At 72.4% G+C, this 22,550-nt stretch carries 18 protein-coding genes; 8 read left to right on the forward strand and 10 right to left on the reverse strand.

Annotated features, from left to right (window positions below):
* The first annotated feature begins 56 nt into the window (after positions 1-56).
* The 4 genes from BGP73_RS02165 (at position 57) to BGP73_RS02180 (ending at position 4,084) form a co-directional block, all read left to right on the forward strand.
* A complete protein-coding gene (locus tag BGP73_RS02165) occupies positions 57-647 on the forward strand; it encodes a TetR/AcrR family transcriptional regulator (RefSeq protein ID WP_069812066.1) in 591 nt (196 codons plus the stop codon).
* 221 nt (positions 648-868) lie between these two features.
* Positions 869-1,813 carry a LysR family transcriptional regulator gene (locus BGP73_RS02170; protein ID WP_069811637.1) on the forward strand — a complete coding sequence of 315 codons (945 nt, stop codon included), beginning with the start codon at positions 869-871 and terminating at the stop codon, positions 1,811-1,813.
* 388 nt (positions 1,814-2,201) lie between these two features.
* On the forward strand, positions 2,202-2,813 hold the full coding sequence (locus tag BGP73_RS02175; protein ID WP_170837728.1) for an isochorismatase family protein: 612 nt from the start codon (positions 2,202-2,204) through the stop codon (positions 2,811-2,813).
* Positions 2,810-4,084, forward strand: a complete 1,275-nt coding sequence (locus BGP73_RS02180) for an MFS transporter (protein ID WP_069811640.1) — start codon at positions 2,810-2,812, stop codon at positions 4,082-4,084. The genes BGP73_RS02175 and BGP73_RS02180 overlap by 4 nt, the downstream gene beginning before the upstream one ends.
* Before the next feature lie 132 nt (positions 4,085-4,216).
* Here the strand turns inward: BGP73_RS02180 and BGP73_RS02185 are convergent, their stop codons facing one another.
* Together BGP73_RS02185 and ligD are read right to left on the reverse strand one after the other, a co-directional pair.
* A complete protein-coding gene (locus BGP73_RS02185) occupies positions 4,217-5,119 on the reverse strand; it encodes an ATP-dependent DNA ligase (RefSeq protein ID WP_069811642.1) in 903 nt (300 codons plus the stop codon).
* A 117-nt stretch (positions 5,120-5,236) separates the two neighbouring features.
* Entirely contained in the window at positions 5,237-6,130 is an 894-nt protein-coding gene (ligD, locus tag BGP73_RS02190) for a non-homologous end-joining DNA ligase (RefSeq protein ID WP_069811644.1), read from the reverse strand.
* Positions 6,131-6,180: 50 nt separating this feature from the next.
* On the opposite strand from ligD, the gene ku reads away from it, so the two are divergent.
* A complete protein-coding gene (gene ku, locus BGP73_RS02195) occupies positions 6,181-7,179 on the forward strand; it encodes a non-homologous end joining protein Ku (RefSeq protein WP_069811645.1) in 999 nt (332 codons plus the stop codon).
* A gap of 52 nt (positions 7,180-7,231) precedes the next feature.
* On the opposite strand, the gene BGP73_RS02200 is transcribed toward ku, so the two are convergent.
* Together BGP73_RS02200 and BGP73_RS02205 are read right to left on the reverse strand one after the other, a co-directional pair.
* Positions 7,232-7,876 carry a DedA family protein gene (locus BGP73_RS02200; protein WP_069812067.1) on the reverse strand — a complete coding sequence of 215 codons (645 nt, stop codon included), beginning with the start codon at positions 7,874-7,876 and terminating at the stop codon, positions 7,232-7,234.
* Between the two features lie 410 nt (positions 7,877-8,286).
* Entirely contained in the window at positions 8,287-8,958 is a 672-nt protein-coding gene (locus tag BGP73_RS02205) for an HNH endonuclease family protein (protein WP_069811647.1), read from the reverse strand.
* A gap of 570 nt (positions 8,959-9,528) precedes the next feature.
* Between BGP73_RS02205 and BGP73_RS02210 the strand changes: the two genes are divergently transcribed.
* Positions 9,529-10,113 carry a TMEM165/GDT1 family protein gene (locus BGP73_RS02210; protein WP_069811649.1) on the forward strand — a complete coding sequence of 195 codons (585 nt, stop codon included), beginning with the start codon at positions 9,529-9,531 and terminating at the stop codon, positions 10,111-10,113.
* Positions 10,114-10,379: 266 nt separating this feature from the next.
* On the opposite strand, the gene BGP73_RS02215 is transcribed toward BGP73_RS02210, so the two are convergent.
* Complete coding sequence (locus tag BGP73_RS02215; RefSeq protein WP_139134518.1) at positions 10,380-11,468, reverse strand: peptidoglycan-binding domain-containing protein; 1,089 nt, start codon at positions 11,466-11,468, stop codon at positions 10,380-10,382.
* A 159-nt stretch (positions 11,469-11,627) separates the two neighbouring features.
* On the opposite strand from BGP73_RS02215, the gene BGP73_RS02220 reads away from it, so the two are divergent.
* Together BGP73_RS02220 and BGP73_RS02225 are read left to right on the forward strand one after the other, a co-directional pair.
* On the forward strand, positions 11,628-13,682 hold the full coding sequence (locus tag BGP73_RS02220; protein ID WP_069811653.1) for an MDR family MFS transporter: 2,055 nt from the start codon (positions 11,628-11,630) through the stop codon (positions 13,680-13,682).
* A gap of 344 nt (positions 13,683-14,026) precedes the next feature.
* Positions 14,027-16,111 (forward strand): bifunctional glycosyltransferase 87/phosphatase PAP2 family protein, encoded by a 2,085-nt coding sequence (locus tag BGP73_RS02225; RefSeq protein WP_374701107.1) that lies wholly within the window; start codon positions 14,027-14,029, stop codon positions 16,109-16,111.
* Positions 16,112-16,290: 179 nt separating this feature from the next.
* Here the strand turns inward: BGP73_RS02225 and BGP73_RS02230 are convergent, their stop codons facing one another.
* The 5 genes from BGP73_RS02230 to BGP73_RS02250 are packed head-to-tail and all read right to left on the reverse strand — an operon-like array spanning position 16,291 to position 22,015.
* Complete coding sequence (locus tag BGP73_RS02230) at positions 16,291-17,133, reverse strand: ECF transporter S component (protein WP_069811655.1); 843 nt, start codon at positions 17,131-17,133, stop codon at positions 16,291-16,293.
* Positions 17,123-18,817, reverse strand: a complete 1,695-nt coding sequence (locus BGP73_RS02235) for an ABC transporter ATP-binding protein (protein ID WP_079127129.1) — start codon at positions 18,815-18,817, stop codon at positions 17,123-17,125. Before BGP73_RS02235 ends, BGP73_RS02230 begins: the two co-directional genes overlap by 11 nt.
* On the reverse strand, positions 18,814-20,064 hold the full coding sequence (locus tag BGP73_RS02240) for a CbiQ family ECF transporter T component (RefSeq protein WP_107473926.1): 1,251 nt from the start codon (positions 20,062-20,064) through the stop codon (positions 18,814-18,816). The genes BGP73_RS02235 and BGP73_RS02240 overlap by 4 nt, the downstream gene beginning before the upstream one ends.
* A complete protein-coding gene (locus BGP73_RS02245) occupies positions 20,061-20,753 on the reverse strand; it encodes an SCO2322 family protein (protein WP_069811656.1) in 693 nt (230 codons plus the stop codon). The genes BGP73_RS02240 and BGP73_RS02245 overlap by 4 nt, the downstream gene beginning before the upstream one ends.
* Positions 20,750-22,015, reverse strand: coding sequence for a prenyltransferase/squalene oxidase repeat-containing protein (locus BGP73_RS02250; protein ID WP_069811658.1), 1,266 nt, complete (start codon positions 22,013-22,015; stop codon positions 20,750-20,752). Before BGP73_RS02250 ends, BGP73_RS02245 begins: the two co-directional genes overlap by 4 nt.
* Between the last annotated feature and the right edge of the window lie 535 nt (positions 22,016-22,550).

The following is a 22,550-nucleotide window of genomic DNA, read 5'->3' on the forward strand; positions in this document are numbered from 1 at the left end:
CTGCTAGATAAGTCGAGGCTAGCAGATTGTGTAGCGAGTGCCTTAAAATGGGGGGCATGGCTGCTGCGACACGCGGGAGGCCTCGCGCCTTCGACCGTGACGAGGCTCTGGACCGGGCGATCCGGCTGTTCTGGACGAAGGGGTACGAAGCAACTTCGGTGCGCGACCTCAGTGAGGAACTGGGGATCGGGCAGCCGAGCCTCTACAACGCCTTCGGCGGCAAGCGGGCACTGTTCGACGAGGCGGTCGGGGTGTACGACAGCAGGTACGGCGGTTTCATCGACGCCGCGATCGAGGAGGAGTCGACCGCCGTGCAGGCGATGCGTCGCATTCTCGCCGAGGCCCCGGCGCGCTACACGCGCCGTGGGTTGCCGCGCGGGTGCCTCGTCATCAGCGGTGATGCCGGTGCCGAGGATGCCGACGTGCATGAGGTGATGTCTCGGCTGCGCGAGGAGAAGCGGTCCCAGCTCGCGAGCAAGATCGACGCCGATCTCGCCGCGGACCACCTGCCCGAGGGGGCTGATCCGTCGGCGCTTTCGGCCTATGTCATGGCTGTGCTCGCGGGCCTCGCGCAACGCGCCCGTGACGGTTCGAGCCGGCAGGAGCTGGAGGCCGTCGCGAGCATCGCCATCGCCGCCTTGCCGTAAGCCCTGGCGGGAGAACGAAGCCCTGGCGGGAGAACGCGGCATAGGCGTCTGGCCCCCGAGAAGAGCGATCACCTCTTCGTCGCCGGAGCGCCCGGGCGGTACGGTTGCGACTTCCACGCAGGTGGCCTCGGCGGCTGACCGGCGGAAACGAGGTGGGCCTCGCTCCTGGTCAGGCCCCACCGCAGTGCGCGCGAGACCGAGGCGGGCGCAGAGGAGGAAGCATGGACGTCGAGACCATCCGCTCCTTCCTCGCCGTGGCCAGACACCGCTCCATCTCCAAGGCGGCCGCCAGCCTCTACGTCACCCAACCGACCATGAGCCAGCGGCTGAGGCGCTTGGAGGAGAGCCTTGGCTTCGCCCTCTTCGAGCGGGACTGGACCGGTGTCGCGCTGACCCGGCAGGGTGCCTACTTCCTGCCGTACGCCGCGCAGCTCCTGCGGGACCTGTCGAACGCCTCCGCGGTGCTGGGGGAACGCGCCGTGCCCAAGCCGCGGAGCTACGCGGAGGTGGCCGACCACCCCCGGAAGGCCCGCTTCGGGGTGGACGACTGGCTCTCCGAACGTTCCGTCCGCGCGGTGGTGCGCGCCGCGCTGGGCGCCTTCTCGGTGGACGAGTTCCGGGTCACCAGCCGTCCGGCGACGACGCTGATCGACCTGCTGGAGCTGAACCAGCTCGACGCCGGCCTGTTCTACTCGGTCGGGACGGACTACCCGTTCCACACCGAGGACGTCGGTACCGAGGAGATCGTCCTCGTACACCCTCCCGGGACCTCCCTGGAGGAAGAGAGCGTGCCGGCGCTGAGGGAGCTGATCTCCCGCTACCGGTTCGTCCTCTTCGACAACCCCGTGCTGACCCACCACGCGCAGATCACCACGACCCTGATCGACACCTACGAGATCTCCCGTTTCCACGTGGTCGACGACTACCGGACCATGCGCGCCCTGATCGGCCTCGGCGAGTGCATCACCGTGGTTCCGGCCGGGGTCGTGCTCGACGACCGGGGGAGGGCGAGCGTCGACCCGCCCGCTACCCGACTGCCGGGGCTGCTCCCGAAGATCAAGGTGACGGTGGGGATCAGCGACATCGGTCGAGAGCACGGCGTGACCGCCGCGTTCGCGCGGTCGGTGGCCGGTCTGCTCGCCGCCCCGGAGCACGGGACCGACTGACCCGAGGCGGAACCGGCTGACCCCGCGGCGGACCGGCTGACCCGGATCCGGACCGGGCGGTGGGCGGTCGGCGGGACGGTATAAGGAATTCCTATGACCTGGATCACAGATCCCGGCAGTAAGGTCCTGCCCAAGGTTCCGTACCGAACGGCCGCCAGGTCTTCGGCACCCAGTCCAGCCACCGCTGGAGCCCGATCCCACCGCGGCCCCGGCCTCACCTCCGCTCCGCACCCGACCCGGTCCGGAGACCGAGGAAGGCCGAAGTCCCGTACCCGACCGCTCGGACCGCCGCCGTTGCCCGGGCGCCCGAGCAGAGCTCGCGAAGCCCGCCACCCGGGTACCCCGTCCAGAAACACAGAGGAGTTCTCCCTTGACCGCGATGTGGCGTGTGAATCCTCAGAAGTCGGCACTGCTCGTGATCGACATGCAGAACGATTTCGTGCTCGAGGGATATCCGATGGAGGTGCCGATGGCGCGCCACCGGCTCCCCCGGATGCGGCAGGTCATCGACGGGTGCCGGGCGGCCGGTGTACCGGTGATCTACACCGAGCACGTACTGCTGGACTCCTTTGACGTCTCCCCGCTCGAGTCCACCTACAACCCGGCCCTCCGCAGCGCCGGAATGCGCCAGGGCAGCTTCGGCTCCAAGGTGGTCGACGACCTCCGCCCGGAGCCGCACGACATCATCATCGAGAAGCACCGGTACGACGCCTTCCACAACACCCGGTTGGAGACCGTGCTGAGGACCGTCTCCGGCCTGAACCAGGTGGACACCGTCGTCATCACCGGCACCCTGACCGAGGTCTGCTGCGACTCGACCGCGCGGAGCGCGTACATGCGCGACTTCAAGGTGGCTTTCGTCGGCGACGCCACCGGAGCCCGGAGCGAGGAGGCGCAGCGGGCCACGGAGAACAACATCGGCACCTTCTTCGGCAGGGTGCTCCCGGCCGAGCAACTGCTCGCGGAGATCCGTGACGGCGGGGAAGGGGAGGCGTCATGAGACCGACGGGGTACAGCGTCGGCTACGAGCGGTCGACGGTCCTGCTGCTGTCGCTCGGCTTCGGCCTGGTGGGCCTCGACCGCTGGATCATCAGCCCCCTCTTCCCGTCGATGATGAAGGACCTGGGGCTGGACTACCAGGACCTCGGCAACATCATCGGTGCGCTCGGTCTGGCCTGGGGCTGCGCGGCCCTCCTGATCGGCGGGCTCTCCGACCGGCTGGGCCGGCGCAACGTGCTGGTCGGGTCGATCGTCCTGTTCTCGCTCTGCTCGCTGCTGACCGGCTTCGCCGGCGGCCTGGCCAGCCTGATCCTGATCCGGATCGTGATGGGCGTCACCGAGGGCGCGTTCAGCCCGACGGCCGTCGCCGCCACCGCGGAGGCCTCGCGGCCGGAGCGGCGCGGGCTGAACATGGGCACCCAGCAGAGCACCTTCGCACTCTTCGGGATCGGTCTGGGGCCGATCATCGCCACCCAACTGCTGCGTGTGGTGCCGAGCTGGCACTGGGTCTTCGGGATCATGCTGGTGCCGGGCCTGGTGCTGGCCTTCTTCATCTTCCGGACCATCCGCGAACCGCACCAGCTGCCGGCCTTCGAGTCCGCGGTCAACGCCGACACGGCTGACGGAGAGCGGGTGCGCTGGCTCGACGTCTTCCGCTACCGGAACATCCGGCTGGCCATCCTCGCCCTGTGCGGGGCGATGACCTGCATCTTCGTGCTCAGTGCGATGGTGCCCAGCTACCTGACCGACTATCAGGGCATCGGGACGAGCGCGATGGGCGTCATCGCCTCAGGCATCGGCTTCGGCGCCTTCGCCGGCCAGTTGGCCATCCCCGGGCTTTCCGACAGGTTCGGGCGCAAACCGGTGGTCATCGCCGCCCTGCTGATGGCGATGGGCATGCTGGTCGGCTTCATCTTCCAGGGCCCGGTGGTGCCGCTGCTGTTCCTCCTGCTGTTCTTCGTCGCCTTCGGCGCGAACGGCTGCCTGGCGATGCTCGCCGGCACCATGGCGGTGGAATCCGTCCCGGCGGGCCTGATGGCGGTGGCCGCCGGCACGGTCATGGGCGTCGGCGAGATCTTCGGCGGCGGCGTCGCCCCGTCGGTCGCCGGGTTCCTCGCCAACAACTACGGCATCGAGTACACCCTCTACCTCGCGCTCGGCGGTCTGCTGCTGTGCCTGGGCGGAGCCTCCTTCATCGAGGAGACCGCCCCGAAGAAGACCGGTCTGGTGGACGAGAAGGGCCCCGGCGTGACTCCGGCTCCGGCGCAGTAGGCGACGCCTCTGGGGGGGGCGGCGAACGGGCCCGTCTCGCGCTCGCCGCCCGCCCTCCCCGCGGGCCGTACGGCCACGGTGGTCCGAACCGATGCGACAGGGCTCGAGACGCCGCCCGGCCGTCCGAGACGCTCACCCCTCGGAACGCACCCGCACGAACCGGGCCGCCTCGTGGCGCCCCGGCGACTCGCGGAGCTCGACCGGCAGGGGCTCGGTGAGGCTCGTCATCGCTCCGTGGTCGGGATGCGTCGACTGTTCGCCCAGACGGCCGACGAGTACCTCCGCGACCTGCCGTGACTGCACCGCGGTCAGGCGTGGGGAGGTGGCCACCCGCCGCCCGTCCGAGAGCTCCACCAGCAGGCCGTGCGGGCGCTTCGGCGGTCCGAAGACGGCGAGCAGCACACCGTCCCTGGTCTCGAAGTGCCGGATCTTCCGCCATGACCAGGTCGGTCCCTTGCGGTACGGGGAGTTCAGCGCCTTCGCCACGATTCCCTCGACGCCCACCGTCCGCATATCGCGGAACCAGACGTGCGCGGTCGACTCGTCCGATGTCGCCAGCACCCGCTCCAGCGGCGGTTCGGACTCCTGGAGGACCGTGCCGAGCAGTTCCCAGCGGTCCTTCAGCGGCAGCGCGCGGAGGTCCCTGCCCGGAACGGCGAGCAGGTCGAAGGCGATGTACGAGACCGGAACCCCGAGCCGGCGGCGGTCGGCGTGGGAGCGGAGCAGCTCGGTGAAGCTGATCCGCCCGTCCCGGTAGGCGCACAGCTCACCGTCGAGGACCGCGCCGGGCGGGAGCTGCTCGGCCAGGCTCTCCGCCACCTCGGAGAAGTCCCGGGTCAGGTCCCGGCCGGAGCGTGACTGGAGGACGACCCGCTCGCCCTCCAGACGGAAGGCGAGGGCCCGGAACCCGTCGAGTTTGACGGTGTACTGGACGCCCCCCGACATGCTGCCCGGCGCCGGGATCTCGTCCGCCGAACGCGGGCGCATCACGCCCAGCGGCGGCCGGAGAGTTACTGGCGGCGGGCTGTCGGTCACGGCACCAGGGTCCGCCCGTGAGCTGCCGGACGGCGTGCCGGGCTCGCTGGGGCGGGCTCCGTTCTCACCGGAACGGCCCCGTCGAGGCACGGTCGGCGGAGGGGGCCGCCGCCGGGCTCAGCCGGCGGCGCCGGGCAGCGGTGCGGCGAGGCTCGTGTCGAACAGAGGGGCGAGGAGGTCGCCGTGGCGTTCCAGTCGCCCGGGGATGTCGTCGGCGCTCAGTTCGAGCTGTTCCGGACGGGAGCACTCGCCGATCTCCTCCCAGGTGACCGGTGCGGACACGGTCGGGGACGGTCTGGCCCGCAGGGTGTACGGCGCGGCGGTGGTCTTCGCCGCCGTGTTCTGGCTGAAGTCCACGAACACCTTGCCCGGCCGCAGGTTCCGCTTCATCCGGCTGACCACCAGCTCGGGCGTGGCCCTCTCCGCCTCAAGCGCCAGCTGCCTCGCATACGAGGTCACCGTCTCGGACGGGGTCGGTACCAGTGGGGCCAGCAGGTGCAGTCCCTTGGAACCGCTGGTCTTGGCGTAGGCGTGGAGCCCGTCGGCGGCCAGCCGCCCGCGCAGCCAGCCCGCCACCGCGCAGCACTCGACCACCGTCGCGGGCTCACCGGGATCGAGATCGATGACCAGCCGGTCGGCCAGTGCCGGGGCTTCGGCCCTCCACTGGGGGACGTGGAGCTCGGTGACGAGGTTCGCCACCCACATCAGGGTCGGCAGGTCCTGCACCAGCACCTGCCGGCCGTGCTCCCGGCCCGACCGCGGCACATCGGCGGTCTTCACCCAGTCGGGGGCACCTGGGGGGACGTTCTTGGCGTAGAAGTGCTCGCCTCCGGTCCCGTCCGGATAGCGGAGGAAGGACAGCGGGCGGTCGTACAGGTGCGGGAGGAGTGGGCCGGCCACGGTCGCGTAGTAGTGCAGCAGCTCCGCCTTGGTGAAACCGCTGGGGTAGAGCACCTTCTCCAGGTTGCTCAGAGCCAGCCGCCGCCCCTCCACCTCCGTGATCGGCGTCATACCATTGAGAATCCCACGAAATGCCGTAAAGGTCAGGAAAGGGATGAGAGATGCGATCCATCTGGCGAGGATCCATATCCTTCGGACTGGTCAACATCCCGATCAAGGTCTATGGGGCGACTGAGAACCACTCGGTCTCCTTCCGGCAGGTGCACGCGGAGGACGGCGGCCGGATCCGCTACCGCAAGGTCTGCGAACTGGACGAGGAGGAGGTCCCGAACGACGAGATCCGCAAGGCGTACGAGGCCGCCGACGGCACCACCGTCCAGTTGACGGACGACGACTTCTCCTCCCTGCCGCTGCCCACCGCCAGGACGATCGAGATCCTCGCCTTCGTACCGGCGGAGAGCATCGACCCGCTCCAGTTGGACCGCTCCTACTACCTGGGCACCGACGGCACCGGTGCGGCCAAGCCCTACGTACTCCTCCGCGAAGCCCTCAAGCGCAGCGAGAAGGTGGCGGTGGCCAAGCTCGCGCTGCGCAGCCGGGAGACCCTGGGCATGCTGCGGGTCGTCGAGGACGCCCTGGTGCTGCACACCATGCTCTGGCCGGACGAAATCCGCCCGGCCACCGGCATCGCCCCCGACACCAAGGTGACCGTGCGGGACTCCGAACTCGATCTGGCCGACACGCTGATGGACACCCTCGGCGAGCTCGACCCGGAGAACCTGCGCGACGAGTACCGGGAAGCCGTCGAAGCGCTGGTCCTGGCGAAGCTGGAGGGGACGGAACCCGCCCCGGTCCGGGCGCCGGGGGAGGAGGGCGGCAAGGTCATCGACCTCATGGCCGCGCTGGAGAAGAGCGTCCGTGCCGCGCGTGAGGGCCGACCGGGAGAAGAGGCCGCCGAAGGCGGGGCGGAGGCCGGGGAGGAGGCCGGGAAGGCGAAGAAAACCGGCGGTAAGAAGGCGCCGGCCAAGAAGGCGCCGGCACGGAGCGCTCAGGGGAAGTCGGGGAAGACGGCCGAGAAGAAGGCGCCCGCCAAGAAGGCCGGCGGCAAGAAGGCCCCGGCCAAGAAGTCCGCTGCGAAGAAGGGCCCCCGGGCGGCCTGACGCTCGGCGGGCGGCCGTGGACGGGGAGGCCGGCAGAGCGATGGTCCGGAAGCTACGGCGGTGATGCCTCCGCGGGTGCCGCCGGACGGGCCTCCCGCTGCCGCAGGGCGTAGGCCGCGGCGGCGCCCGCCGCGAAGAGCGCGAAGACGGAGACCGCCGTGCTGAGCCAGTTCGCCCCGAGCCAGTGGCCGCCGAAGTAGCCCAGCCCCACGCTGTAGCCGGCCCAGGCCAGGCCGGCCAGCGCCGACCAGGGCAGGAACTCCTTCACCCGCCGGTGCATGGCACCGGCTCCGAGGCTCACCACCGACCGGCCGGCGGGAGCGAAGCGGGCGACGAGCACCAGCAGCCCACCGCCGCGCACCAGGGCGCTGCTGAGCTGGTCCTGGGCGTTGGCGAGCCGGCGGGAGCGGGCGATGGCGCGGTCCAGACGGTGACCGCCGGACCAGGCCAGCCGGTAGGCCACCAGATCCCCCATGACCGAGGCGGTCGCTGCGCACAGCACCAGGGCGAGGATGTCGGGGACGTGTGCGTCGCTCGCGGCGGCGACCGCGGTCTTCGTGCCGGCGGCAGCGGTGGCCGCCGCGATCACCAGCACCCCGCTGGGCAGCACCGGCAGGAAGACGTCGAGCAGCACCGAGAGTGCCACGAGCAAATAGATCCAGGGCGTACTGGTCACTACGCCCAGGTTTTCCAGCAACGTTTCTCCCACTCCGGCTCCCCCGACCGCTTCGTCGCTGGAGAGCGGCAGGGCGGCCATTGCTGGCACCCAGAGTACGCCTCGGCGGCACCAGAAGATCAATCGGCCCGAACGGTTGTTACACAGATGTCTCTGGGGGCGAGCCCGCGGGGCGGCGCGGTGCGGCCGTCGTCCTTCCGGCCCGTGCCGCCTCGGACCGACCACCCGTCGCACCGTCTCCCCGGGGCCCGAGGGGGAGCCGCCCCGGTAACCGCTCCGCAGGCCGATCGGTCCGATGGTGCCGCCTGGCGGAACGGCGCCGGACCGAGCGGCAGGGCGGGGTGGTGCGGGCACGGGGGAGCCCCGCGGCGAGCGGACCGGGGAGCGGTCGCTCGACGCGGGGCCCTGGTCGTTCGGATGGTCGGCGCGGATCAGCAGCCGTGCAGGATGTCGGAGAGCGCCTGCTTCTCGGCGGTGTCGACGGAAAGCTTGTAGTGGTGCTTCACCGAGACCCACATGCGGGCGTAGGTGCAGTGGTAGCCCGCCGAGGGCGGCATCCACTTGGCCGGGTCCTTGTCGCCCTTGGAGCGGTTGGAGCTGTCCGTCACCGCGATCAGCTGCGGCCGCGTCAGGTCGTTGGCGAACGCCTGCCGTTGGTCGTTCGTCCACGAACTGGCCCCGGAGCGCCATGCCTCGGCGAGCGGGACGATGTGGTCGATGTCCATGGTCGAGGAGTTGGTGCGCACCACACCGTCATAGGCTGAGGTCCAGCTTCCGCTGACGGCGGCGCAGGCGCCGTCCTGCTCGACGTTCTGCCCGTCCCGCTTGAGCACGACCTCGCGGGTGTCGCAGTTCCCCTCCTGGTTGATCCAGTGTGGGAACTTGTCCCGGCTGTAGCCGTCGGAGGAGCCCTCGGCCTTCTCCGTGAGCTCGCCCAGGTACCTCAGGGAGGTGGTCGGGTTCGGCGGGGTCGGCGGGCTGGCCTGTGCCGCGGGGGCGCCGCTCACCAGCATCGTTCCGGCGAGGAGGGAGAGGCCGGCCAGCAGGGATATACGACGCGCGTAGACCTTCGGTCGCTCCGTGGAGCGGCTCGTGCGGGACATACGAACTCCATCTGTGTGGGGGGACAGCGGCCCGCGTCAACCGGCCCTGCCGCGGGCCAGCGTGACGGCGCCCGGTTTCCCGGCGGGAAGCGCCGGATTACAGAGTGGCGACATGGGCACGTCATATCAAGGGTTGACGGAGCGACAGCCGCGGGGCTCCACGGGCAGGATGGGGCGAATGGGGCGTACGGCTGCGATGGTCCGCCGCCCCGTTCGGCGCGCGGTCTGCGTGGCCGGCCGGCGGGGGCCGGGAGGTCGCGGCGCGGGGGGTCCGGAGAGCGCGGTGTGTCCGGGGTGCTCGGTGCCGGGTGGCGGATTCGTCCGCCGGTCGGGTGTCGAGTAGGGTGCGAGGAGCATGAAGGGGAGTAGCTCTTCGCCGGACCGTCGACATACTGCCCGAAGCGCCCGCTGACAAGCGGGAGCCTCGAGCCGGCGCCCGGAGGCGGATGGGGGACCGTCCGCCAGCGAGACCTTCGGCCGCAGTGTGCAGACGCTGCCGTGCCGAAGCGACCCCTGACGGAGCGGGCCTCTCGGTGCGGTAGCCCCGACCGATTGAGGTAGGTACCGCCCGTGTTCAGCATTAGCCTCGCCGCACTCGTCTTCGGCGTGGTCTTCGCCGCCGAACTGCCCGACAAGACCGCCCTGGCCGCGTTGATCCTCGGGACCCGTTACCGGGCGTCCTACGTCTTCGCCGGAGTGGCCGCGGCCTTCACCGTCCATGTCGCGCTGGCGGTGGCCGCCGGCAGTGTGTTCACCCTTTTGCCGCGGCAGCTGGTCAGCGCGGTGGTGGGCGCGCTGTTCCTACTGGGGGCGGGCGTGCTGCTGTTCAAGAAGGAGGAGGGGGAGGAAGAGAAGGTCCAGGGGCCGGCCGGCCAGAGCTTCTGGAAAGTGGCGGGTAGCGGTTTCACCCTGATCCTGATCGCGGAGTTCGGCGACCTCACCCAGATCATGACGGCGAACCTCGCCGCCCGCTACGGCGACCCGCTGTCGGTGGCGGTGGGGGCGCTGCTGGCGCTGTGGGCGGTGGCCGGTATCGGCATCCTCGGTGGGCGGACGCTGCTGAAGTACCTGCCGCTGCGCCTCATCACCAGGATCGCGGCGGCTGTGATGGTGGCGCTCGCCGGCTTCAGCATCTACGAGGCGGTGACTGGCTGAACCCCTCCGCCCCAGGGGCCCGGAGTGCCAGAGCGGCCCCGCCCGCTGGTCAGGGGGAACGGGCGGGGCCACTTTGTTCCTGCATCATACAAAGCGCTGGGTGTCCGCCGACAGGGGGGCCTGGCCGGTCGGCGCGGACCGGCTGGAAACGGTGTGCGAAAGGAAGGCGGGCCTCAACGGGAGGCCGTGGGAACGCCGGCCACCGGGGCCGCTGCGCAGCAGTCAGCCGGTCCCGGAGAACCTCGGCCGGAGAATGTCGGATCGCCTCAGGGCGGGCTGGTCTCCGCTTCCAGCGCGCGACGGGTGTTCGGCCCGTAGACGCCCTGCGGGTCGCCCTTGATCCGGTTCACGAACTGGTAGACCTCGACGGCCTGGCGGACCTCCGCGTCGTAGACCCCGTCGGCCTCCCCGCTGTACCAGACCGTCTGCCGCAGCCGCTGCTGCAACTCGACGACCTCCGGGCCCTCCATCCCGTACCGCAGCACCGGTGGCGTTTCGTCCTGGGGCGGCTCGGGGTCGTCCGGCTCCTCGGTGCCCTCCTGGCCGCCGGAGCCCGGGTCGGCCGGCGGGCCGGAGACGCTGCCGGAGGCGGCGGTGCTCTTCGGGGCCGAGGACCGCACCTCCTCGGACACGGCGCTCTCCCCGGCGCTGGCTGAGGTCTCGGCCGACGGGGAGGAGGAGCGCTCCTCGGTCGGTCCGGAGGGGCCGTCACCGTCGCCGGTCGGCAGCACCATCGTCACGCCCCCGCCGGTTTCGTCCGGGTCCGCCACGATGTCGTGCACCGCCCCGCCGAGCACCCCCGAGCCGAGTAGTCCGCCGCAGACCGCGACCACCGCGACCCCGGCGCCGGCTATGGCGGCTATGTGGCGGCGGGGCCTCCGGTGGCTGGTGGGCGGTGCGTCACCCGCCGGTGCGCCCTCATCATCGACGAGCTCCGGCACGGTCGCGGCGGGCGGCTCCGCGGCTCCGGGGCCCGGAGCGCCCGTAAGCAGCGGAAGGGGGCTCGTCCGCCCCAGGGCCGGTCCGGCGGTGGGGGCCTCGTCCGGATGCCGGCGGCCCTCTTCCCCGCGCCCGTAGGTCGCCTGGCCGGACGGGCCCGCCGGGCGTGGGAAGGCCGCCGGCCGGAGCAACGACTGCTCCGGATGCACCTGGTCGGCCGGGAAGTCCGCCCGGTCGCGTTCGACCGGTGCTCGCACCTGGTGCCCGGTCTCCGTCTCATGGAGGGTCACATACGGGCGGATGTGGAGCGGGTGGAAGTCCTCCGAGGCCGACACGGCGGTCGCCGCACAGGCGCAGTAGGGGCCGCCGCCCCCATCCGGAGCCTTACCGCACTCCGGGCAGCGATGAGCCGTCACGGTGAGTACCTCCCTTTGCCGGGAGCGATTATGCAGACCGGTTTCCGGTTTGCCCAGCCGGACCGCTCGGCCAACCGGCGGCTCACCGGGCCGCAAAGCGTGCAGAAGGTGACGATAGGCGTGTATCGCCGAGTGTCGGGCAAGCTTGGGAGGCGTCAGATGGCACAGCGCGCGGCCACGCCGGCCGGACCGGTGGCGTGGGACGCCCAGGGCCAGCCCGCCCAGCGCTCGGTGCTCGCCGCGATGGGTGCGCTCCTGCTCGGAATGCTGCTCGCCGCCCTCGACCAGACCATCGTCTCCACGGCACTGCCCACCATCGTCAGCGACCTCGGCGGGCTCGACCACCTCTCCTGGGTGGTGACCGCCTACATCCTCGCCGCCACCGCCGCCACCCCACTCTGGGGCAAGCTCGGCGACCAGTACGGGCGGAAGAGACTCTTCCAGGCCGCCATCGGCATCTTCCTCATCGGCTCGGCGCTCTGCGGCGTCGCCCAGAACATGCCGCAGCTCATCGGCTTCCGCGCGCTCCAGGGGCTCGGCGGCGGCGGGCTGATGGTGCTGTCCATGGCCATCGTCGGCGACATCGTCCCGCCCCGGGAGCGCGGGCGCTACCAGGGACTCTTCGGAGCGGTCTTCGGCACCAGCAGCGTCCTCGGCCCGCTGCTGGGAGGACTGTTCACCGAACATCTCAGCTGGCGCTGGGTCTTCTACATCAACCTCCCGGTCGGCTGCGTCGCGCTCTTCGTCATCGCCGTGGTGCTGCGCATCCCGGCGAGCGGCACCCGGCACACCATCGACTACCTGGGTACCGCGCTCATCGCCGGCGCCGCCGTCTGCCTGGTCCTGATCGCCTCGCTGGCCGGAACCACCTTCGACTGGGCCTCCTGGCCGACGGTCGGGCTGGCGGTGGCGGCGGCGGTGCTCACCGTCCTCTTCGTGCGGGTCGAGCGGCGGGCGGCCGAACCCGTCCTGCCACCGAAGCTCTTCGGCAACCGCACCTTCGTGCTCTGCGCGGTCATCGGCTTCGTGGTCGGCTTCGCGATGTTCGGCGCCATGATCTACCTGCCGACGTTCCTCCAGGTGGTCCGCGGGGTCAGCCCCACGATGTCCGGGGTGCACATGCTGCCGATGGTCGCCGGGCTGATGGTCTCCTCGACCGTCTCCGGGCGGCTCATCACCCGGACCGGCCGGTGGAAGGTGTTCCCGGTACTGGGCACGGCCGTCACCACCGTCGGACTCCTGCTGCTGCACCAGCTGAAGCAGCACACCGACACCTGGCAGCTCAGCCTCTACTTCGCGGTCTTCGGGTTCGGGCTGGGCCTGGTGATGCAGGTGCTGGTGCTGGCGGTGCAGAACTCGGTGGACTACCGGGACCTGGGCGTGGCCACCTCGGGCGCCACCTTCTCCCGATCCATCGGAGCCTCCTTCGGCGTGGCGGTCTTCGGCTCGATCTTCAGCGGGCTCCTCGCCGACCGGCTCGCCAGCGGATTGGCCGGGCGGAAGCTGCCCCCCGGGGTGGACGTCGACAAACTGCTGTCCGACCCGCGGAGCATCGGCAGCCTCTCCCCGGCGCTGCGATCCATCGTGCTCCACGCCTACTCCACCTCGATCACCGACGTCTTCCTCTACGCCGCACCGGTGGCCGCCGCCGCGTTCGTGCTGGCCCTGCTGCTGCGGGAGCAGCCGCTGCGGGGTTCGGTCACCAGCCCCGACCTCAGCGAGACCTACGCCAGCAACCCGGTGGAGCGCTCCTCCGCGGAGGAGGCGGCCCGAGCCCTGTCGGTGCTCGGCAGCCGGGAGGGCCGCCGGGAGATCTATCGGCGGATCACCGAGGAGGCCGGCTACCAGCTGCAACCCGCGGCGAGTTGGCTGCTGCTGCGGATCAGCCGGGAGGGCTCGGTCGAGCCCGCGCTGCTGTCCGATTTCGGTCCGAGATCGTTCGCGGTCGTCATGGCGGCGGCGCAGCAGGTCGAGGTCGAGCGGCTGGCCGCCCGGGAAGGCGTCGGGCTCGTCCTGACCGAGCGGGGGCGAGAGGTGGCGGAGCGGCTGGCGGCCGCTCGGGAGAGGTCGCTGGCCCGGCTGCTCGGGGACTGGTGGAACCCGCGGCGGCCGCACGAGCTGAGCGAACTGGTGCGCGAGATCAACGCCGAACTGTGCGGCTGCGACGACGAGCGGCCGCACGTGGCCGAGCACCACCGGCGACCGTACACCTGACAGGCCGGCGGGAGAGCGCCTCGGACGGCGGGCCACCGGTGCCCACGCCTCCGCGGAGGCGAGCGAGGTCGGCCTGGGCCCGCCGGTCGGCCGCGCTTGCCGGAAGGACACCGGAGCGCCTCGCGCGCCCAACGGCCCCAGCGGGACGGCATAAACTACCCGCCGGCGTTTCCTCCCAAGATCCTGCGTCCACCGGGAAGAAGCGGCGGGGTTAATCTTCGAAGCCGACAAGGCGTCCGTCAGGTGGCTGCGGAGCGGTCCGCGTCCCCCACCGGGAACAGGTCGGCGGGGACCGACCGGAAAAGAATGGGCGAAGCGTAGCGCGGGAACGGGGAGCGGTGGGCGTGTCGAATGCGCAGAGGCGCGGGCTGGTGAGACTGCCGGTGTCGCGGGGGGTCCTGGCTGTCGGAGCCGCGTGGCTGCTGGTGGCGCTGCTGGCGGCCCGTCAGGCGGCAGCGGTGCTCCGCCTGCCCCCGGAGCGCAGGTTCACCGATCTGGAGAGCTGGATCGGCGACAACGGCGTGCTGTGGGGGGCGCGCGGCTCCCTCTACGACGGCGGGACCTTCACCGGTACCCCGTTCAGCGGGATGGTGCTCAAACCGCTGACCCGGGCCGCCGAGCAGAACCTGGGCGTGACCTGGACGCTGGGCACCCTGCTGCTCGTCGTCGTACTCGGCGTCGCGGTGGCCCGCGCGCTGCCGGAGCCGCTCTCCGCCCGCACGGCGCGGTTCGCGGTGCCGGTGGCCATCTGCCTGCTGGTGCTGTCCACCCCGGTGCGCAACGCCTTCTCCCTCGGGCAGACCAGCATCCTCCCGGTGCTGCTGGTGGTGTTCGCCTTCCTCCCGGGCACCTCGGTCTACCGGACCGGGGTACTCGTCGGAATCGCCGCCGCGCTCCAACCGGTGGCGCTGCTCTTCGCGGTGCTGCTGTGGTGTTCCGGCCGCCGGCCGGCCGCCTTCACCGCCGCCGGCACCTTCGCCGCCTGCTCCCTGCTGGCTGCTGCGGTGCTGCCGGCGGACTCCGCTGCCTACTGGCTGCACCATCCGGGCGGCATCGGTCTGGGGGCGCCCGCCGACAGCCTCGCCAACCAGTCGCTCCACGGACTGCTGCTCCGGATCGGCCTGCGCGGCCCGGCCGAACTGGTCCTCTTCGGACTGCTCGCGGCGGTGATCGTGGTGCTGGGACTGCGGCGCGGCGTCCGCTTCGCGGCGGACGGCCAGTGGCTGCTGGCCGTCGCGCTCACCGGGTGCGTGGGGGTGCTGGTCTCGCCGGCGGCCTGGCAGCACCAGCAACTGTGGATCCTGCTGGCCGCCGTCGGCCGGGTCGGGCGACGCGCCGCGGACCGGCTGGTCTGGCCGGCCGTGGTCATAGCGGCGATGACCGTGCGCCCGGACGCACTGATGCCGAAGATCTGGCGCTTCGGGGAGTTGGGCGACCACGCGCCGATGCTGGCGGCGCTGGCCGCTGCCACTCTGGTCCCCTTCGTCTCCCGGGCCTCCGCGCAGTGGCGCAGCCCGGTGCCGACGGCCTACACGGCACCGCCGAAGGCCCGCTTCGGCTGGGTGCCGCTGCTCGGTTTCTGGAAGCAGTCGACGGCCCGGCCGAACCTCCTGCTGGAACTGCTGCTGATCCGCATCGGCTACTTCGGCTACTCGCTCATCCGCGGTTCCGCGCCCGACGAACGCGGCGTGGCCGAGGCGCACGGCCGGCAGATCCTCGACATCGAGTCGGCCATGTTCCTCGACGTGGAGCACTGGTTCAACCACATGGTGGCCGAGGTGTCCTGGCTCCAGGCGAGCATGAACTTCTACTACAGCACCTTCCACTTCCTGGTGCCGCTCACCCTGCTCGCCTGGATGTACCTGCAGCGACCGGCGACCTACCGGTGGGCGAGGACCGCGCTGGCCATCACCACCCTGCTCGCCCTGATCGGCTTCTGGGCGTATCCGCTGGCGCCGCCGCGGCTCATGCCCGGCCTGGGTTACATCGACACCGCCAACGGCCCGCAGGACCTGTCCGATCCCGACTTCGGCGCGCTGACGGGGATCTCCAACCAGTACGCGGCCATGCCCTCACTCCACATCGGCTGGTCGCTCTGGTGCGGTCTGGTGGTCTGGCGTCTGGCACCCAGACTGTGGGCGAAGCTGCTCGGCATGGCTTACCCCCTGCTGACCACCGCGGTCATCGTGGGCACGGCCAACCACTACATCCTGGACGCGGTCGGCGGAGCGGCCGTGGTGGCCGCCGGCTTCGGACTCCGCTATGTGCTGGCCGGCCGCTCGGTCGGGGAGGAGAGTGCGGCAGGCGCGCCCGAAACGGGGGCGGACGACCCGCCCCCCGAGCCGCCCGGTCCAGCCCTGGACGGGCCGCAGGAGGGCTCCGGGGCCGGCCCGGTGGCCCGCCCCGCACCTGGCGGGGCCCCGGCCTGAGGGCTCCCGCACATCTCCGGCGGGCGCAGGAAGACGGAAGGGCGGCTCCCCGGCCCACGGCGAGCCGCGGCACCGCCGCCGGCTCGCCGCGCACCGCTGCGGGCGGCCGCGCCGCGCCCGGCGTTTGAAGACGCGCCGGGACCAGTCCGGGCGCCGGGCGGCGGCGTCCGCGCGGTGGCTCAGGGCTCCGAAGACGCGCGGAACGCCACCGGCGCCTCGAAGGCCGCCCGACGGGTCGCCCGGCGCAGCGCCTTGAGCACCGTTCCGCCGAGCAGCAGCGTCAGGACGACCGTCAGCGCGGCCCGTGGAAGGTCCCATCCCAGGGACGTCGCCAGGCAGTAGGCGAGGAAGCGGACCAGGTTCTCGTGGAGCGGATCCCCCGGCACGAAGGAGACTCCGGTGGCCGCACCGCCCAGGTAGGGCCAGCCCTGGAGGTTCATCACGATGCCGTAGCCCACCGCCGCCACCGCGCCGTAGCCGGCGAGCAGCAGGAGTTCGGCGCGCCCCCGCAGCCGCTGCGTCCCGGGCAGCAGCCCGGCGCCCAGCGCCACCCAGCCCATCGACAGCATCTGGAACGGCAGCCACGGTCCGACGCCGCCGGTGAGCAGCGCCGACGCGAACATCGTCACCGAACCCAGGACGAAACCGAACCCCGGCCCCAGCACCCGCCCGGCCAGCACCATCAGGAAGAACATCGGCTCCAGGCCCGCGATACCGGCACCGAGCGGTCGCAGCGCCGCCCCCACCGCGGCCAGTACCCCCAGCATCGCGATCGCCTTGGCGTCCAGTCCGCTGTCCGCGACCGTCGCCAGCACCACGCCGATCAGCAGCGGCAGCAGCGCCGCGAACAGCCAGGGGGCGTCCCGGGAGTGGGCGAGGGCGGAGGAGGAGTCGGCCAGTAGCGGCCAGCCGAAGGAGACGACGCCGATCGCCGTGACGAGGGCCAGCGCCGCCGCCGAGCGTGGTCCCAGCCGGATGGCCCGAGGGCCGGACCCGGCACCCGTGGAACTCTCAGCGGACACGGCTGCTCCCGGCGTCCGGTGCGGCGGTGCGGTCCGCACGGTGGTCGGCGGGGGTGCCGGAGCGCTCGGCCGCCAGCGCCCGGCTGACCTGCGAGACCGTCAGCCACTGCCCGTCCGCCACCACCTTGGCCACCTGGGGCGCGAAGGCGGGAGAGGAGGTGACGACCTCCGCGGTGCGGCCGTCGGCGACCACCTCGCCACCGGCCAGGATCACCACCCGGTCGGCCACTTCGGCGGCGAGTTCCACGTCGTGCGTCGCCAGCACGATGGCGTGCCCCTCGGAGGCCAGCCGGCGCACGATGCCCACCAGCCGCTCCTTGGCCGCGTAGTCCAGACCGCGGGTCGGTTCGTCCAGCAGCAGCAGCGGGGGCCGTGAGGTGAGCACCACCGCCAGGGCGAGGGCGAGTCGCTGCCCTTCGGAGAGGTCGCGGGGGTGGCTTCCGCCCGCGACGTCCGGCAGCAGTTCGTCGAGCAGCGCCCGGCAGGTGCCCGGGGCGGCGCCCGCGTCCCCGTCCGCGGCGGCGCTCTCCGCCGCGACCGTGTCCGCGTACAGCAGGTCGCGCGGGTCCTGCGGCACCAGCCCGACCCGGTGGATCAGCCGCCCGGGGGAAGTACGGTGCGGGGCCACCCCGCCGACGTCGACCGAGCCGCCGTCGGGCCGGTGCATCCCGATCAGGGCGCCCAGCAGGCTCGACTTACCGGCCCCGTTCCGGCCCATCAGGGCGACCGTCTCATGCCGGCGCACCACCAGGTCGACCCGGCGCAGGGCCTCGGTGCGGCCACGGCGCAGCGAGAGACCCTCGGCCTCGACAGCCGGCCGGGCCCGATCGGCGCCGCCGTCGGGCGCGGGGGACGGCCGCGGGGCGTGCCCGGCCAGCCGCTCCCGGAGCGGGCCGGCCTGCCGGCGGGCGTCACGGACCGACAGCGGCAGCGGACGCCAACCGGCGAGCCTGCCCAGGGCGACGACCGGCGGATGGACGGGGGAGAGCGCCATCATCTCGGCCGGGGATCCGATCACCGGCGGTACGCCGGCGGCGGGCAGCAGCAGCACCCGGTCGGCGTACTGCACCACCCGCTCCAGCCGGTGCTCGGCCAGGAGCACGGTCGTGCCGAGGTCGTGCACCAGCCGCTGGAGCACCGCGAGTACCTCTTCGGCGGCCCCTGGATCGAGCGCCGAGGTGGGCTCGTCGAGCACCAGCACCCGCGGGTGGGTGGTGAGGACCGAACCGATCGCCACCCGCTGCTGCTGCCCGCCGGAGAGCGTCCCGATCGGCCGGTCCCGGAGGTCGGCCAGGCCGAGCAGGTCCAGCGTCTCCTCGACCCGGCGCCGCATCACTGCGGGGGCCAGCCCCAGCGACTCCATGCCGTAGGCGAGTTCGTCCTCGACGGTGTCGGTGACGAAGTGGGCCTGCGGGTCCTGACCGACGGTCCCCACCACGTCGGCGAGTTCGCGCGGCTTGTGGGTACGGGTGTCACGGCCGGCGACGGTGACCCGGCCGCGCAGCGTCCCTCCGGTGAAGTGCGGCACCAGACCGCTGACGGCGCCGAGCAGGGTCGACTTTCCGGCCCCGGAAGGACCCACCAGGAGGCAGAGCTCCCCCTCGGGGACGGTGAGGTCGACGCCGTCGATCGCGGGGTCGGTTGCACCGTCGTAGCTGACCGAGACCTGCTCGAACCGGATCACTGGACGTCCTCGGAAAGGCTGCTGGGGTGGAAGCGGAGTGGCGCGCTGCGGTTGAAGTGCTGGGGCGCGGTGGTGTGCGAGGGGCGGAGGTGGTGGGGCCGGAACGCCGGCTGCTCGTCGGTGGGCGGCGGGGAGGAGGCGTCCGGGCCGCGGGGCGGCGCGGAGGTGAGGAAGGCGGGCAGTAGCGCCAGCAGCACCACCAGGGCCGTGGTGAGCGGTAGGGACGGTGCGACGAGCGGCACCACCGAGGGGTGCAGCGCGGCCTCCGGGGTGCACAGCAGCACCAGCGGGGCCACCACCGCCCCGCAGCCGGACACCAGCCAGGCCCGCGGCCCCCAGCGGTCCGGCCGGTACCGGCTGCGCACCGAGCGTCGGCCGCCGAGCCGGAGTCCGCCGAGCGCCGCCCCCAGGCCGGCCAGCAGCAGCGGCAGCGCCAGGGCCGTGCCCTGGGCGGACAACAGCGCGTAACTGCCGGCGCAGACGCCCAGCAGTCCGCCGAGGCTCAGCGCGGTCGTGGCGTGGCGTACCGGGGCGGGCACCCGGGCGGTACGCCCGTAGCCCCGCGCGTCCATCGAGGCCGCCAGGGCGACCGAGCGTTCCAGAGCCCCTTCCAGCACCGGCACCCCGATTCCGGACAGGGCCCGGAGCCCCCTGTCCGGGCGGCCGCGCAGTCGGCGGGCGGCGCGCAGCCGCTGGACGTCCGCGACCAGATTGGGTGCGAAGGTGGTGGCCACGACCACCGCGACGCCCACCTCGTACAGCGCCCCCGGCAGCGACTTGAGCAGCCGCGCCGGACTGGCCAGTGAGTTCGCCGCACCGACACAGGCGAGCAGCGCGGCGAGTTTGCAGCCGTCATAGCAGGCGAAGACGATCCCCTCGGCGGTGACCCGGCCGCCGACGCGCACCCCGCGGGCCCACTCCGGCAGCGGCACCTCCGGCAGGGTGAACAGGGTCTGGCTGCCGGGGATCGGTGAGCCCAGGAGGATCGCGAAGAGCACCCGGACGGCGACCACGAAGAGGCCGAGCTTCAGGAAGACGAGGTAGCTGCGGGCCCAGGGCGCATCCGTCCGGCGGACGGCGACGACGTAGCCGGCCGTCGCCACCAGCAGGCCGAGCAGCAGCGGGTTGGTGGTCCGGGAGGCGGCGGCGGCCAGGCCGAGGGCCCACAGCCACCAGGCCCCTGCGTGCAGCGTGTCGCCGCGGGCGGCCCCGGACGCCCCGGGGGAGCGGGGCGGGGCGGCGCTCATCGGCGGCGGGCCTGCCAGAGCCCCGCCGCCCCCAGGGCGAGGACCGCTATGAGGCCCGTGTAGAGCCCGAAGGACGGCCCAGAGCCACCGTCGTCGGCGAGGTGCCCGTCTGCTGCCCCGGTATCCTCCGACGTTCGGCCGGAGTCCCCGGAGACCGGTTCCCCGCAGCCCTTCGCCGGGTAGCCGGCGATGCCGCAGAGCAGCGCCGCCGAGTTGTAGCGCAGCGGTTTGGCGACGGCGGCGAGTGCCTCGCCGCCGCTCGCGTCCTCCGACACCCGGGCACAGGCGGTGCGGGGTTGCGGTGGCCGTTCGCCCGCCGGGGCGTCGGCGGCGGTGCCGAAGTCCAGCACCACGGCCACCCGTTTGCTGCCCTCCTCGGCGGGGGTGTCGGCGCACACGGCGTCGAAATCCGCCGCGCCACGCGGCTTGGCGCCCGCCTGGGAGTCCTCGCTGACGGAGAAGCGGTAGCCCTGCACCGCGCCGTCGGCCGGCCGGGTGGTCGCCGGGCCTTCCGTAGCGTACGACCAACCGCCGTCCGCCCACTCCCAGAAGGACCAGTACCGGTAGCCCTCGGCGTGCGCCGGGACCGCGCTCGAGACGACGAGCGCGATCCCGGCGAGGGCCGCCGCGGCCCCCCGGGCCGGTCGGAGGTCGCGCGGAGTCCGGCCGGTGGCGCGGCGCGGGTTCACGCGCTCTTCTTACGGGTGCTGAGCCAGACGCCGATCCCGACGCCCACGATCAGGAACGCCCCGACGATCCACCAGACCCGGTCGCTCCCTTCCGACTTCTTCGCCTGCTCCGCCCCGGCCTCCTCCACCGGCTCCTGGGCGGCCGGCTTCGGGCCGGTCGCGTTCAACTGCCCGAGGAGGTCGGCTCCCCCGAAGTCGTGGGGGTCGCCGCCGGTGGCGTGGACGGTGAGCACCAGGGTGCCGAGCGCCGCCGGGTTCTCCTTCGACCACTCGGCGGAGTTCTCCCTCAGCCACTCCAACGGAGCCTCGGTGGCCTTCAGATGGCCGCCGGCGGCCAGGGCGAGCACAGCGTCAGCGGTGTTCGCCGGGTCCGGAACGGGGTCGTCCGCGCCGGGGGCCAGCGCGGTCAGGTGGTGGTCGTTCTCCTCCAGGGTCCGCACGAGGTAGGCGGAGGCGGCGGAAGCTGCTTCGGCCGGCTCAGCCGACGACTCGGAGCCACCGCACTCCAGGGGCGCGGGGCCGCCGTCGGCCGCCCTCTTAGGCGGGGCCACCACGAAGCCCTTGCCGAGCCCGGCGAGTGCGGCGGCCGCGGTCGCGTCCGCGTTCGGCGCGAGTCCGCCGTCGTCGTCCGGCTGGAAGGCGAACGCGCCCCGCTCGGCCTTCTTGGCGTCGCAGCCGAGCCGGAGCGTCGACAGCCCGTCGTAGGGCGACTTGTCCGCCTTGGAGGTGACCTTCTCGGGCTTCTCGCCGGCGGTGGCGAGCGCGCCGATCACCACCGAGGTGGAGTTGGCGTCAGTGGGGCTGTCCGCGGTGTACCCCCAGCCGCCGTCCTCGTTCTGCACCGACTTCAGCCAGTCGACGGCCTTGCGCACCTCTCCGCCGTGCCCGCCGAGGGTGGCCAGCGCCTGCACCGCCGCCGAGGTGGCGTTGGTGTCCACCGGTGTCTCGTCGTCGCACGCGGCCGAGACGTCGGCGCGGTACGGGGCGAAGGCGCCCGAGTCGCACTGCTGCCCGGCCAGCCACTCCACCGCCTCGGGGGCCGGTGTGACACCTACCGTGTCCTGCGCCAGCATGGCGATGGACTGCCGCCACACCCCGTCGTAGGTGGGATCGGCGGTGCCGTAGAGGGCGGGCGGCGGCTTCGCCGCCGATGCGGCCTGCCCCTCGGACTCGGCGGTGGCGGCCGCCTGGGCTGCCGGAGCGGCCACCGCGCAGAGCATGGCGGATGCCGACAGGACCGCGGCGGTGCGACGTATGTTCATGGTTGGACGGAGGCCTCTCATGCGAGCGGGTTGGCCAGGTGTCGGGCAGCGGCACACGGCTGCCCACCCGCGTAACCTCACGCGCATGGCATCCGGCTCAGCTCCGCATACCGCGACGGTGCCGACCGCCGGACGCGGCCGTGGTGAGACGGCGGCGCTGCCGGCGGGCGGGAGCCTGGTCGCGCCCGGCAGGTGCTCCGGCTCGTACCGCCGCGGTCGTTGCGCGGTGGCACTCACGGTTGCGGGTCAGCGCCGGAATCACACCGGTCTTCCCCTGTTCGGGCGCGGATGAAGTTGTCGCAGACACCATAACGGGCAGCCGGGCCCCCGGTCCGCCCCGAGTCGGCTCGGGAGAGCAGAGGGCGGCTTCGATCACGGGTCGGGAGCGTCGGATGGCGCTCCGTGACGGAATCGGCGCCAAACCCCTTGGCAAGCCGGAGGAACGTAAGAACAATCAACTGCCTGACAGGGCATCACCCGACGTTCGGAGGTGTCCGGCACCGACGCCGCAGCCGGCGTGCTGATCCGCGAACCG

The sequence above is a fragment of the Streptomyces sp. TP-A0874 genome (genome assembly GCF_001748085.1).
Lineage (GTDB): Bacteria > Actinomycetota > Actinomycetes > Streptomycetales > Streptomycetaceae > Streptomyces.